Annotated in this window: 15 protein-coding genes, 1 pseudogene and 1 riboswitch; of the genes and pseudogenes, 8 read left to right on the top strand and 8 right to left on the bottom strand. The window is 41.1% G+C overall.

The genetic code is table 11. The features are described from left to right. Positions 1–347: pseudogene (locus F565_RS0114855) on the bottom strand (OmpA family protein); the annotation flags it as partial. 21 nt (positions 348–368) lie between these two features. After that, on the bottom strand, positions 369–1,292 hold the full coding sequence (locus tag F565_RS0114850; RefSeq protein ID WP_020214030.1) for a PorP/SprF family type IX secretion system membrane protein: 924 nt from the start codon (positions 1,290–1,292) through the stop codon (positions 369–371). Positions 1,293–1,788: 496 nt separating this feature from the next. On the opposite strand from F565_RS0114850, the gene hflX reads away from it, so the two are divergent. After that, entirely contained in the window at positions 1,789–3,018 is a 1,230-nt protein-coding gene (hflX, locus tag F565_RS0114840; protein ID WP_020214028.1) for a GTPase HflX, read from the top strand. Positions 3,019–3,143: 125 nt separating this feature from the next. Here the strand turns inward: hflX and F565_RS0114835 are convergent, their stop codons facing one another. The 6 genes from F565_RS0114835 to F565_RS0114810 form a co-directional block, all read right to left on the bottom strand. Continuing rightward, complete coding sequence (locus tag F565_RS0114835) at positions 3,144–4,037, bottom strand: DUF3078 domain-containing protein (RefSeq protein WP_020214027.1); 894 nt, start codon at positions 4,035–4,037, stop codon at positions 3,144–3,146. 69 nt (positions 4,038–4,106) lie between these two features. After that, positions 4,107–4,619: a DUF2480 family protein gene (locus F565_RS0114830; RefSeq protein ID WP_020214026.1), complete on the bottom strand. Its 513-nt coding sequence runs from the start codon at positions 4,617–4,619 to the stop codon at positions 4,107–4,109. Between the two features lie 47 nt (positions 4,620–4,666). Further along, positions 4,667–4,990, bottom strand: a complete 324-nt coding sequence (locus F565_RS0114825; protein WP_026300075.1) for an SUF system Fe-S cluster assembly protein — start codon at positions 4,988–4,990, stop codon at positions 4,667–4,669. A gap of 13 nt (positions 4,991–5,003) precedes the next feature. After that, complete coding sequence (locus F565_RS0114820; protein ID WP_020214024.1) at positions 5,004–5,417, bottom strand: SufE family protein; 414 nt, start codon at positions 5,415–5,417, stop codon at positions 5,004–5,006. Between the two features lie 4 nt (positions 5,418–5,421). Next, positions 5,422–5,880 carry a hypothetical protein gene (locus F565_RS0114815; protein ID WP_020214023.1) on the bottom strand — a complete coding sequence of 153 codons (459 nt, stop codon included), beginning with the start codon at positions 5,878–5,880 and terminating at the stop codon, positions 5,422–5,424. A gap of 104 nt (positions 5,881–5,984) precedes the next feature. Further along, positions 5,985–7,199 carry an aminotransferase class V-fold PLP-dependent enzyme gene (locus tag F565_RS0114810; protein ID WP_026300074.1) on the bottom strand — a complete coding sequence of 405 codons (1,215 nt, stop codon included), beginning with the start codon at positions 7,197–7,199 and terminating at the stop codon, positions 5,985–5,987. A gap of 378 nt (positions 7,200–7,577) precedes the next feature. On the opposite strand from F565_RS0114810, the gene F565_RS0114805 reads away from it, so the two are divergent. The 7 genes from F565_RS0114805 (at position 7,578) to F565_RS0114775 (ending at position 13,416) form a co-directional block, all read left to right on the top strand. Then, on the top strand, positions 7,578–8,459 hold the full coding sequence (locus F565_RS0114805; RefSeq protein WP_020214021.1) for a heme/hemin ABC transporter substrate-binding protein: 882 nt from the start codon (positions 7,578–7,580) through the stop codon (positions 8,457–8,459). A gap of 2 nt (positions 8,460–8,461) precedes the next feature. Further along, positions 8,462–9,496 carry a FecCD family ABC transporter permease gene (locus F565_RS0114800; protein WP_020214020.1) on the top strand — a complete coding sequence of 345 codons (1,035 nt, stop codon included), beginning with the start codon at positions 8,462–8,464 and terminating at the stop codon, positions 9,494–9,496. Between the two features lie 2 nt (positions 9,497–9,498). Beyond that, entirely contained in the window at positions 9,499–10,275 is a 777-nt protein-coding gene (locus F565_RS0114795; protein WP_020214019.1) for a heme ABC transporter ATP-binding protein, read from the top strand. Positions 10,276–10,290: 15 nt separating this feature from the next. After that, entirely contained in the window at positions 10,291–11,328 is a 1,038-nt protein-coding gene (locus tag F565_RS0114790; RefSeq protein ID WP_020214018.1) for a hemin-degrading factor, read from the top strand. Positions 11,329–11,721: 393 nt separating this feature from the next. After that, a complete protein-coding gene (locus F565_RS0114785; RefSeq protein WP_020214017.1) occupies positions 11,722–12,411 on the top strand; it encodes a S24 family peptidase in 690 nt (229 codons plus the stop codon). Positions 12,412–12,512: 101 nt separating this feature from the next. Next, complete coding sequence (locus F565_RS0114780; RefSeq protein ID WP_020214016.1) at positions 12,513–12,836, top strand: hypothetical protein; 324 nt, start codon at positions 12,513–12,515, stop codon at positions 12,834–12,836. Positions 12,837–13,134: 298 nt separating this feature from the next. Continuing rightward, the gene (locus F565_RS0114775) at positions 13,135–13,416 is read left to right on the top strand and encodes a hypothetical protein (RefSeq protein WP_020214015.1); all 282 of its coding nucleotides are present in this window, start codon (positions 13,135–13,137) and stop codon (positions 13,414–13,416) included. A 241-nt stretch (positions 13,417–13,657) separates the two neighbouring features. Further along, positions 13,658–13,857, top strand: a riboswitch (cobalamin riboswitch). Positions 13,858–13,951: the final 94 nt, after the last annotated feature.

Genomic DNA, 13,951 nt, shown 5'->3' with positions numbered 1-13,951 from the left:
CTTGGTGCTAATGACGCAAACTTTGCCATTTGCTTGTTGGCTTCTTCATACTTGCCTTCTGCCTTTAGCATCTGGGCATATTTGTAATAGGTCTCGGCATCCTGCTGTGTCTCTGTTGCCTTGGCAAACCAGGTCACGGCTTCTTTGGTGTTAAACATATTGTAATATGTTTCTGCCAGCTGCTTATTTACATAAGCGTCTTTGTTCTTTATGTCAAGGTAGGCTTTTGCGGCATCTACATATTCGTAGCGGGCATACAGCTTATCTGCTTTTTCGGTATCCTGGTTTTGTGCCGTTACTGCTGTGGCGGCGAACATAAAACTAAGGGTAATATATAAATTCTTCATGTTTTGATGGGTCGCTTTAGGTTAGAAATAACGTGGTGAACGTGATACTTTTTTCGGGAAGTTTAGGTCGAACAGCAGCATGAACTCGTGCGATGCAGGGGTGGTTACCTTCAGGTCGCTTGTTATGTGGTCATACGCATAGCCTATTTTGATGCTCGGGGTTATGGCATAGTTTACCATTCCGCCAAAGCTGTCGTCTACCCTGTAGGTGGCACCTATCTCGAACTTGTCGAAGAACAATGCGTTAAGCGACCCGTCTATCGATGGGTCTACCCCAAAGGCTGATTTTACCATGAACGATGGCTTTAGCTTAAAGTTATCACCTATCTCGAATACATACCCTCCCGTTAAAAAGTAGTGTGATACTTCTGAACCGTAGTTAACCCCATTAAAATCAAGGTGTTTGCTTTTTAGCATATTGGGTACAGAGAAGGCTACATAGTATTTTTGTGTGTAGTAAAAAATACCCGTACCTACGTTAAAATAGGTCTTGCTCAGGTTTTGCGAAAAGGCAGGGTCACCGGGAGCCGGTACATAGCCGTTGCCTATATCGTCATACAGCCCTACTTTATGGAACGTTGCTCCTGCTTTTAAGCCTAAGGCTAAACGGTGCTCTCCGCCCAGCTTAAGGGTGTACGAGAAATCAGCATATACATTGGTTTCGTTTACCGGGCCTATCTTATCGGTTATGGCCGATAAGCCAAGGCCTACATTTTTACCCACGGGGCTGTGGCCCGAAAATGTCCCGGTGCTTGGTGCACCCGAGATATCTACCCACTGTTTGCGGTACAAAAGGCCAAAGGACAAGTGCTCTTTTGACCCTGCATACGCCGGGTTAATAACATTCATGTTGTACATGTACTGTGTGTAGTGGGGGTCTTGTTGTGCTAACGCATCGGCGATCCCAACCAGTGCCAATAATGCAGCAAGGTATATTTTTTTCATGTGTTTGGTTTTCTTTATTGAGGTATAACTTTTCTTAGCAGTAAAGCCAACCTTATTATAAATATTAATTGGTTAATTTATGCTTTTAGTAACCTTTTGGTACTTTTTTGCTTAAATATGCGTTGGCCGGAAAAGTTTTAAAGAAATAGTTTCTTTTTTATGCCTTGGCAAAATTTAGTAAAGTGGTAAAATCTTTACATAAATGTACTGCGGCAGAACTTTTGGCCTTTATTTTAGCGCATTAAAAGGCCTGCAATGCCGGGCGGGCAAAGCCTAAAAAAGACGTTAACAACATGATAATCATTAAAGTAGTTTTGTTCATAGCGGTTTTGATTAAGATAATGTGTAAATTCCAAATTTATAAAATTATAACACATGGTTAACGTTCTATTAAATTTTAACAAAAATTTCGATGTTTATATTATAACATGATGGTTTATGTAAAATTTTAACGGCACATTTTTTGTAAATTTGCAATAGTACTTAAACTAAGAAAATGCTCGAAAAAGAAACGATATCCTTTGAAAAAACAATAATTGCCGGCGTGGTAACACAGCAGCAAAGTGAAGAGAAATTAACCGAGTATCTTGATGAGCTTGAATTTCTTACGTTTACCGCAGGCGGCCAGGTGGTAAAACGGTTTTCGCAAAAAATGGAACGCCCCAACCCTAAAACCTATCTGGGTACGGGAAAGATAGAAGAAATTCACCTCTATATTAAAGAACACGACATAAAGACCATTATTTTTGATGATGAACTTTCGCCTTCGCAATCTAAAAACATAACAAAAATACTGGACATTAAGGTGCTGGACAGGACTAACCTTATCCTTGATATTTTTGCGCAGCGTGCAGAAACATCGTATGCGCGCACGCAGGTAGAGCTTGCACAATGTATTTACCTGTTGCCGCGACTGTCGGGTATGTGGACCCACCTTGAGCGCCAACGTGGTGGTATAGGTATGCGTGGCCCGGGTGAAACAGAGATTGAGACAGACAGGCGAATTGTGCGCGACCGCATAGCTCTCCTTAAAGAGAAAATTAAAACCATAGACAGGCAAATGGGCGTGCAGCGCGGTAACCGCGGCGCCATGGTGCGTGTTGCTCTTGTGGGCTATACTAACGTGGGTAAGAGTACCCTTATGAACGTTATTAGTAAAAGTGAGGTATTTGTAGAAAATAAACTCTTTGCAACGCTCGATACTACCGTTCGCAAGGTGGTTATTAAAAACCTTCCGTTCCTGCTAAGCGACACCGTTGGGTTTATACGTAAACTGCCTACCCAGCTTATCGACTCTTTTAAAAGTACGCTGGATGAAGTGCGCGAAGCGGACTTATTGCTACACGTTGTAGATATTTCTCATCCTGAATTTGAAGACCATATAGCATCTGTGAACCAGATACTGCAGGATATAAAAAGCAATGACAAGCCTACCATTATGGTGTTTAACAAGATTGATGCTTACAAGCCCCTTGTTATAGACCATGACGATTTAATAACCGAAAAAACAAATCGCCATAACACGCTCGAAGACTGGAAAGCTACCTGGATGAGCACAGTGGGCGAAGAAAAAGCATTGTTTATTTCGGCTACCAATAAAGAAAATTTTGAGGAGTTCCGCGAAAAGATATACGAGGCGGTTAGGGCTATACACATAAGCCGTTTCCCTTACAATAACTTTTTATACCCTGATTATAAAGATAATCACGCTGAAGAAAAAGAATAAGAAAACCGGCTCAGGCCGGTTTTTTGTTTGTATTTTCTTAATATGAATTACTCAAATTTACACTGATTTTTAGTATGTGTGAGTATCTGAAAACATGTAACTCAATCTAAAATCTGAAATCCTGATTAAAATCCATAATTAGCCGCTACACCAAATACCTGCCTAACCTGGAAACCACGGTAGGCATTATCATCATAAATAGTCTGGAACATAAGGTTTGTGGTAAGGTAACGGTTTATGCGCATAACTATATTTAACTGGTAATCTATATCTACATTTTGAGGATCTTCAAGGTAGTTAGAGTATAGGTTCAGGATATTTTCAAACTGTACATTGGCAATAACATCAAGCTTGTAATACATAGATGCATTAAAACCTAATTCATATCGCATTGTCTTTCCTTCTTTTACACCAAAATATTCTTCGTTAGGCAATGTAAAAGCTTTGTCTACAAAAGTAAATTTAGATGTAACGGGCGACAGGTTTATTTTAAGGTTCTCGTCGCGCTTGTACAACATACCTATACCTGCATATAAATAGGCAGGAGAAAGAAAGTTAGTGTACTCTTCCCTGTGCTCACCGGCTTCATCTTTAGTATAAAGGTAGCCTTTGGTAAACTGTGTCCTGAAGTTTACAAATGCCGAATAATACCAGCGCTCTGTAGCTTTTTTACCTAAAACCGAATTAAAGTAAAGGCGGTCGTCGGTCTTTTTTGCAAACGCACTGGTCTTTGTTTTTACGATACCGTAAGAAGCTATAAGTTTGTTATCCCATGACCAGTCGCCTTTATTATAATTAAAATCATAATTAAGCCCAAGGTTACCCGATACGTTATTTTCTCCACCGGCTACCCAGTTGCTAAAAGTACTCTGGTTAAAAAGCAGGGACGCATTACCTTTTTTTGTCCACGGCCCCACGGTATCATTAACGGCTGTGGGCGATGTTGTAGTTATAACATCCTGGGCTTTAAGCGATAGTATGCATAGCAAACTTAGCAGTAAAAGTATATTCTTCTTCATAATTCGTGTGGGTTTGCTTACAAATATAGCCAAACACTAAAAAAACACCTAACCTTTATGCGTTAAAAGCTACTTCTTTTTGTATAGCGGCACAGATGAGCATGCTTCGCCAAACATAATACTGCGGGCTACAGGCAACAGTTTTTGTGTGGCCAGAGTGTATGCCTCCTGTGGTACGGGTTTGCGGGAGCAGCCTTTTATAATTACAGGTTTACCGGTGTATGGCTCATAATCCAGCCCATCGAGTATTTCCTGGTAAATAAGTACGTTAAGCTGTTCTGTTGTTCCCTGTGTAACTTTTTTTGCTATACCGTTAAGGCTTATGGTAACCAGCATGTATGCCCATGCAGGCACAATGGCATCTGTACTGCAGTAAAGGGCAACATATTTATTAATGTACTGCGACCAGTCGAAGTTTTTCAGCGTTTCGCGAAACTCTTTTTCACGAAGCACAAAACCTTCCCATAACCAGCCAGATATATCTAAAGCCACGCGTTCACCTTCGGGGTAATAGTCCTCAAGGTCAAAAACCTGTAGGGCACTGTTGGCTACTTTGTTTACTATTTCTTCTTCTACGTTCATTTTTGTTTAGATTGAAGTTATTGCGACTGTGACTGCAAACGTGCAGCTTAAAGCATGCCCAGCTCCAGCTTAGCTTCTTCGCTCATAAGGTCGCGGGTCCACGGCGGGTCAAAGGTAATTTCAACCTCGGCAGCACTTACGCCGTCAATTTTTTTAATTTTCTCCTCAACTTCAAGTGGCAAACTTTCGGCCACCGGGCAGTTAGGCGATGTAAGCGTCATAAGTATCTTAACTTCATTATCGGTATTTACCATAACATCATACACTAACCCTAACTCGTATATATCTACAGGAATTTCGGGATCATATATGGTTTTAAGTGTCCTTACAATCTCTTCGCCCAGTTGTGCTGTGTCTATTTCTTGTTCCATAATAGTATTATTTTTAGGCGCTAAAAGCCAGCGCATACATTTTTATTTGTTTAATCATGCTTACCAGTCCGTTGGCACGCGTAGCCGAGAGATGCTCCTTTAAACCAATCTCGTCTACAAAATCGGTGTTGGCTTCCAGTATAGCCTCCGGTTTCTGGTTAGAGAACACGCGTATCATAATAGCAATAAGCCCTTTGGTAAGTATGGCATCGCTATCGGCAGTAAATACTACATTGCCGTCCTGCTGTTCGGCATGCAGCCATACCTTGCTCTGACAGCCTTTAATAATATTGTTCTCAGTTTTATATTCTGTATCAATCAGCGGTAATGATTTCCCCAGATCTATTACATACTGGTAACGCTCATCCCACTCATCAAACATCGAGAATTCGTCTACGATCTCGTCCTGTATTTCTTTAATTTTCATAGTCTTATTTCTTATCCAGTGCAGATAGCTCGATGATCTTGTTTACAAGTTCCTTAATTTCAGATGGCGGGTTGCCATGATCAAAAGTACTGCTGCTATATACAATGTCGTTATGGGTAATTTGCAGCGTAGCACCTAAAGCCCCATCAAACTGGTGCTTTTTACTTGGCGGTACAATGTTTTGCAAATTAGCATCCTTAACTGTTTTTTTGTTGTAAACCTCTTTTAACGCTGTCCATTCGGCAGCCGTAAGTGTTCGTGTAACCGGCTTATCGCTCAGGCGGCTTTGCAGGGTTTCTACCGTACCGTCTTTAATAACGACCTCATTGTTAGACCCCCTTGTTACGGCAGAATAAGTAAACGATATAGTATTATCATCTTCTTTTAAAGCCTTTTGTTTAGTCGTAGAACAGCTTGTGGCAACTACTACAGTAAGCACGATAAGCGAAAGTATTTTTTTCATAATCTTTTTTAAAGTCCGGGCATTACCGGTATATAATCGTAAGGTTTTATCTACCCTTAGTGTACTTAGCCCCTCTCTTTCGGAGAGGGGTTGGGGTGAGGCCATTATCCCAGCATTCGCTGTGCTTTAAGCACGGCAGTTACAAGGGCGTCTATTTCTTCTTTAGTGTTGTAAAAGGCAAATGATGCACGTATAGTTCCCGGTATGCAAAAAGCATCCATAATGGGCTGGGTACAATGGTGGCCGGTACGTACGGCAATCCCCATCTTGTCTACAATGGTACCCACATCATACGGGTGGATCCCATCGAGGTTAAAGGATATAACCGATGTTTTATGTGCAGATGTACCTACAATGGTTAAGCCTTCTATCTCTAATAATTTTTGGGTTCCATATTCTAACAATTCATGCTCGTATGCCTGAATATTGTCTAAGCCAATGCTGTTTAAATAATCTACGGCAGTACCTAAAACAATACCTCCGGCAATGTTAGGCGTACCGGCTTCAAACTTATGGGGCAGGTCGGCATACGTGGTTTTGGCAAAAGTAACCTCTTTAATCATTTCGCCACCACCCTGGTAAGGCGGCAGTTTGTTAAGCCACTCTTCTTTACCATACAATATACCGGTGCCTGTAGGCCCGCACATTTTGTGCCCGCTAAAGGCGTAAAAGTCACAATCCAGCGCCTGGACATCAATGGCTAAATGCGGTGCAGCCTGTGCGCCATCTATAAAAATGGCAGCACCCACGGCATGGGCCTTGTCTATAATATGTTTTATAGGGTTAATAGTCCCTAAAGCATTGCTTATGTGGTTTACAGATACAAGCTTAGTCCTTTCGGAAAGCAGTTTTTCAAACTCCTCTATAATAAGCTCGCCTTTATCATTCATTGGAATAACTACAAGGTTGGCTCCCGTGCGTTCGCAAAGCATTTGCCACGGCACTATGTTGCTGTGGTGCTCTATGGCACTTATCATTATCTCGTCGCCGGCTTTTATAAACTGCCCAAAACCACTTGCCACAAGGTTAATACCGTGAGTGGTACCGCTTGTAAACAAAACTTCAAACGAATGTTTTGCGTTAATATGCTTTTGTATCTTTTGGCGTGAAATCTCGTAGGCATCTGTAGCCAGCTGGCTTAGTGTGTGTACCCCACGATGAATATTAGCGTTTATAGTGTTATAGTAGTTGCTTATAGCATCTATAACCACCTTTGGCTTTTGCGATGTTGCGGCATTATCAAAATAAACCAGCGGTTTGCCGTTTACGGTTTGGGTAAGTATGGGAAAGTCAGCCCTTATGGCTTGAATGTCTAACATGTGTATTGTTCCTGTGTTACTACTTGTATTATACATAAAGTGTACCAATTAATGAGTACAAAGTTACGGCTTGTTTTTTTAAAACTACTTTTTTTAAGACTTCGATTTGTTATAACTATATAGATAGCATTTATAAATAGAGGATAATTATATATCTGTCAGAGCTTCGCCGGGGATAGTTTACTTACTATTTCGCGTAGCGTAATTATGAAGCCTTAACAGTGATTAGGATTTATATGCCTATGTTGTAAAATTGCTTAAGGTAATATTATGCCTGTGTTAATGCAGGTTTTTTTATCGCCTTATCTTTTTTCATTCTAAATAAAATGAATAGATTTGCCATTATTTAGATTCAATAAAAACAACAACCACCTTTCGATGAAAAAAATAAACACTTTTCTTGCGTTAACTTTTGTATTGCTATCGGCAATTTCGTGTAAAAAAGAAGTAACTGTAGAAACTACAACTACAGAGAGTAAAGATACCATAGCAAAACCATCGGTACAAAAAATAGTATCGCTTAACGGTGCCGTAACAGAGATCGTTGCTGCTTTAGGTCACGAGAAAGAACTTGTAGGGGTAGATGTTACCAGTACCTACCCTGCAAATGTAAAGACTACCGCTAAAGATTTAGGCCACGTTCGATCTGTAAATATAGAAGGTATTATGGCACTAAACCCTACACTTATTATAGGTACCGATAAAGACATGAGCCCGGAGTTATTGGAAAAAATAAAAAAATCGGGCGTTAAGGCGGAGTTGTTTAAACAGGAATTTACTCCCGAAGGCACTAAAAGGCTTATTGCCGATGTTGCAAAAGTGCTTGACCATAAAGATTTTATACAGCTGAACACTAAAATTGATGCCGACCTTAAAAACGTGAAGCCGTTAGCTAATGCTCCTAAAGTATTATTTATTTATGCCCGTGGTGCTAACATGATGATGGTAAGCGGTACAGGTACACCGGTAGACAGGGTTATAGCGTTAGCCGGTGCTAAAAACGCTATTACCGATTTTGAAGATTTTAAACCCCTTACCCCGGAAGCCCTTATAAAAGGTAACCCTGATGTTATACTGCTGTTCGACTCCGGTCTTGAAAGCCTTGGCGGTGCAGCAGGTGTCCTTAAAATACCCGGTGTTGATAAAACAAACGCAGGTAAAAATAAAAAGATCATTGCCATGGATGGCGGATTGCTGTCTGGTTTTGGCCCGCGCCTTGGCGAAGCAGCTACGCAACTTAACGGCCTGCTTAGCAAATAAGAATGAAACACCGCCTTGGCATATACATAGTACTTAGCTTATTACTGCTGGCATTGCTGGCAGTAGTATCGCTGTACATGGGTGTATATGTGTTCGAGAAACACAGTATTATAGATGTCTTTAAAGGCATTATTTATAACGATGGCAGTATAGATGCCGCCGACCGTTTTGTATTGATGGACCTTCGCCTGCCCCGTATAGTTATGGGGATATTAATAGGCAGTGCGCTTGCAGTATCGGGTACATGCCTTCAGGGTATGTTCCGCAACCCGCTTGCCACCCCCGATCTGATAGGCATTACCGCAGGGGCATCTTTGTTTGCCGCTGTAGCTATTGTGCTTGGCGTTTACATAAAACCCTACATTCCGGAGGTATTCCATTTCTCGTTCTTAAGCTTAATGGCTTTTGTAGGTGCATTTTTAACCATGATATTAGTGTACCGCATATCTACCCAAAACGGGCGCACTAATGTAGTAATGATGCTCCTTACGGGTGTTGCCATAACATCGTTAGGGTTTGCTGTAATGGGGCTGCTTATATACTTTAGTAAAGAGGAGCAGTTGCGCGACCTTACCTTCTGGAACCTGGGCAGCCTTGCCGGTGCCACGTGGACAAAGAATGGTATACTGGCCGTTATTATTACGGTAGCTTACTTTTTTCTTATTAATAAAGGGAAAGCGCTTAACGCTATGATGCTGGGCGAGCACGACGCGCAACACCTGGGCATACCGGTAGAGCGCATAAAAAAACAAATTATACTGTTAACGGCATTAATGGTGGGCACCTGTGTGGCATTTGCCGGTACCATAGGTTTTGTAGGTTTAATTGTACCCTACATTTTAAGGCTGGTATTTAAATCTAACTACCACCTTATACTACCCATGAGCGCTATATTTGGAAGTATACTGCTTTTAGTTGCAGATACTATAAGCCGCACCATAGCCCCGCCAAGCGAAATACCCATAGGGGTGCTTACGGCATTTATGGGCGCACCTATTTTTATTACCATATTAATTAGAAACCGCAACGCATTATAACCATGTTAGAAGCGCAAAACATATCGTATGCCCACCGCAAGTTTAGTATACTCGAAAACATCGATGTATCTGTAAACTATGGCGAACTACTGGTTATTGTAGGCCCTAACGGCGCAGGTAAAAGCACGCTGCTTAGTGTACTGGCAAACGAGCTGGCGCGTCATGAAGAGCCTATCCTTTTTAAAAAGAAAGCTTTTAAGGAGTGGGGAGATAAAGACCTGGCACACAGCAAGGCCAAATTTTCGCAAAGCAACAGCCACGATATTCCGCTTAGCGCTAAAGATGTTGTTATGATGGGGCGTTACCCGTACTTTGCATCCATCCCTCAAAAAAAAGATCAGGATGCTACACAAAAAGCGATGGAAGAAACCGATGTTGCTGCGCTGGCATCACGCGATTACAACTCCCTTAGCGGCGGCGAAAAACAACGTGTGCACCTTGCCCGTGTTTTAGCCCAGCTGGATAATGAGGTAGAGAACAAAATGGTTTTTTTAGATGAGCCCCTTAACAACCTCGATGTGCTGCACCAGCACCGCATACTGCATACTATAAAAAAATTTACACAAAATGGCAATGCCGCCATTATGGTGCTGCACGACCTTAACCTTGCCGCACAGTTTGCAGACAGGGTAATGCTGCTTAAAAAAGGAAAGATCGTAGCGCACGATGTGCCTGCTGCCGTTTTTACAAAAGAAATAATAAGCAGGGTATATAATTTTCCCTGCATAGTTTGCCCTAACCCGGTAAACAAAAACCCTTTAATAATTTTTGGAACATAATTTAATTGCAATACTATGAGTACAATAACCAATACCCTAAAACAACAGTGGGAAACGCTTAAAGCAGAGAGCCCAAACTTAAGGATACGTAATGCAGCCGAGCAGCTTGGCGTTAGCGAAGCAGAACTTGTGGCTACACAGGTGGGCGAAACGGTTACACGCCTTCGTCCGGAGTTTGCAGCAATACTTACCGATGTAGAATCACTTGGTAAAGTAATGGGCCTTACCCGTAACAACGAGTGTGTGCACGAACGTAAAGGTGTTTACCTTAATCCTGATTTTAGCAGCCCGCATGCAGGTATTTTTTTAGGTGAGGATATAGACCTTCGTATATTTTTAGGCCACTGGGCTAAAGCGTATGCCGTAGCCGAAAAAAGTGAGCATGGCGACCGCAAGAGCCTTCAGTTTTTTGGTAAAGACGGACTTGCCATCCACAAAATATATTTAACTGCCGATAGCGATGCAGCTGCATTTGATGCACTCGTGGCAAAATACAAAGCCGACGATCAGGGTACAGAAGAAACAGTTGTAGAAGTGCCGCTTAACATTGACGAAAAAGCCGATGCCGATATTGATGTTGCCGGTTTTCAGGCAGCATGGTCTACGCTTAAAGATACGCACGAGTTCTTTGGCATGCTTCGCAAGTTTGGTGTTACCCGCACACAGGCGCTACGCTTAGCGCCTAACGAAAACTTTGCTAAAAAAGTAGAGAAAGACGTTATTGTAAAAATGCTTGAAGGTGCTGCCGAAAGCAAACTGCCTGTAATGGTGTTTGTGGGCAACCGTGGCAACATACAAATACATACCGGCCGTGTGCGCAAAACCATGTGGCACGGTGACTGGTTTAACGTTATGGACCCGGATTTTAACCTGCACCTTGACATGAGCAAAATTGCCCAAACCTGGATAGTGCGCAAACCTACAGAGGATGGCGAGGTTACGGCTATTGAGGTATTTAATGAACTTGGCGAGATCATCGTTCAGTTCTTTGGAAAACGTAAACCGGGTATCCCTGAGCTTCAGGAATGGAAAGAGTTAGTTGCTTCTTTATAAATTATATCAGGTTATAATTTTTTTTGAGAAAGCCGTTTCGAGAGGAACGGCTTTTTTTTATTTGGATATTGCTTATTGCTATTGGAAATTAAAGCAATAGGCAGCAGCCTGTTTTTTAAGTTTTACCACTAAGAACACAATGTTTTTCACAAAAAACACAAGGCTATATGAATAATAGCATGCATATTCCGCAGTAGGCAGGAGTATACAAAGCTTATAATCAAAGCCTTGTGTGCTTCAGTCCTGCTTGTCAGGATTGTAATCTTTATTCGAAATATTAGCGTTGTGTTCTTTGTGAAAAACCTTGTGTTCCTTGTGGTAAAAAAAACAAAATTGAAATCTGTAATTTAAATGATTATTTTCTTACTATTGCAACAGTAATCTTATAAGGATATGGTATCAGTACGCGTAGGCGAATATATAGAGGCAAAAGGTATTAGCTATTATGCTTTCGAGAATAAGCTGGGTGCAAGCCGCGGCAGTATTAGCAAGGCCGTAAAAGATGGTAAGAGCATAGGCAGCAATGTACTGGAAAAAATCATGCTGCTTTACCCCGACCTTAACCCTGCATGGCTGCTTACCGGAGCCGGGAGCATGTTAACCAATGGTGCTTCCGAACCTGCTGTTACAACCTTTAAACTTAAGACAGATGCTACAGTAGAAAGCCAGCAGATACCGTTGTATGATCTTGAGGCGTATGCCGGGCTGGTGCCGCTCTTTGGCAACAGCCGCGCCCTGCAACCCATAGACCATATCTCTATACCGCACCTGCCTAAGTGTGATGGGGCAGTTTATGTAACGGGAGATAGTATGTACCCGCTCCTTAAAAGTGGCGATATTGTAATGTATAAAATTATAGAGGACATACCTAACAGTATTTTTTGGGGCGAAATGTACCTGCTGGGTATAGATATGGGTGGCGAAGAATACATAACCGTAAAATATATTCAGCAATCTGATAAAGAGGGTTATATAAAACTGGTAAGCCAAAACCCGCAACACCAGGATAAGGATATTGCTATAGATAAAATACGTGCTCTTGCCCTTATAAAAGCAAGCATACGTATTAATGCCATGAAGTAGAGGTTAATACCTGCGCATTATATTTAAATGTTGCGTTAAATAAGTAGCTTTATCTAAATATTAACTGTAGTATTACTCTTTTATACAAACAATTTGATGTTATGGTACAGGTAAAAAATATAGTATTGGGTGCATTTTTGCTTATTGCAGTTGCGGCTACTGCTCAGGATACTGCAAGCAAGGCTGAGGTGCAGAAAGTAAAAGACTCGGTAAAAATGGATGTAAGGCATCTTGGTAAAGTATCAAATACTACCACTACTACAACCAGGCGTATAAGCTACAGGAAGAAAAAGAAGGACGAAGCCGAAAAGATTAAACCTGTGGCAGACTCCCTAATTGTAAAAGAGACTATTGTAAAAAAAGATGATTCTATCAGGCAGAAAGACATGCCCTTAATTGAAGCAGACAAAGTTAAAACAGAATAAATTACCTTTAGTATTATATAGTAGAGCCCTTAGCGTAATCGTTAGGGGCTTTTTTGTTGAAGTGAATGGGCAGGTCTATAAGTTTCTACACTAAAAATCTACAGTTCTCTACAGGTTCTGTAATAGTTCTACAATACGTTTATTTGGTTGAGGTTAATTGGTTTAATTTTAAAGTATTGATTTTCATAGTGTTTAAGGTTGATATTAAGCTAATTTGCATTGTTGCGCTATTAAGGCATTAAACTTGCAAATTGTATAAGTATAAGAAATCGAAATAAAATTTAAAAAACCTATACAAATGAAAAAGTTACTTTTAAGCGCACTACTTCTTACAGGAGTTTTAGCAACAGCACAAGAACCTAAAAAAGCTACAACTACTACAACAGCAACACCGGCGCAAACAACAAGTACTACAGAGGTTAAAAAAGAAGCTACACCGGCTACTGCAACTTCTACGACTACAACAACAACACAGGCACAACCGGCCACACCTGCAGCTACTTCTACAACAAAAACCGAAGCTACCAAAAAAGAGACTAAGGCAGAAGTAAAAAAAGCAGAATCGGCTAAAACCAACTAAGACTTTTTAGCAACCATTTATATTTTTAGTACGCAGGTTTTACTATCTATTTTGCCTGCTTACTGTAAAACCTCTGATCGCAACAGTCAGAGGTTTTTTTGTGTTTTGTTGTATAGGTTTATAATAGAGAACTCGTCCTGAGTTTTTTAGATTGAAGCAAAAAAAATCATTTTGTAACCAATTAAAAGAGTAAGGATGAGTTCCTGCACACTGTTTTATATTCAGGTATGATTTATTGATTATATTTGCGGCCAATTAAGGTTGCAGGGGCGCATCATGCCACTGCATTAAAAGGGAATTTGGATAAATACCAAAGCTGTTCCCGCAACTGTAAGCTACAACGCCTGTTGTTATCTGCAAACCACTGTGTACACTATGTGCATGGGAAGGTAAACAACCAAGGACGCAAGCCAGGAGACCTGCCTTAACTGTAACAAAATAATGGGCTTTCGGGAAAAAAGGCCACTAATTTATGACATTAAGCAAACCATAAAAATGTTTATATGCATGTGCCGCTGTATAGCGGTGCAGGCTG

Source organism: Flavobacterium rivuli WB 3.3-2 = DSM 21788 (assembly GCF_000378485.1).
Lineage (GTDB): Bacteria > Bacteroidota > Bacteroidia > Flavobacteriales > Flavobacteriaceae > Flavobacterium > Flavobacterium rivuli.
This window is presented reverse-complemented; position numbering and strand designations above follow the sequence as displayed.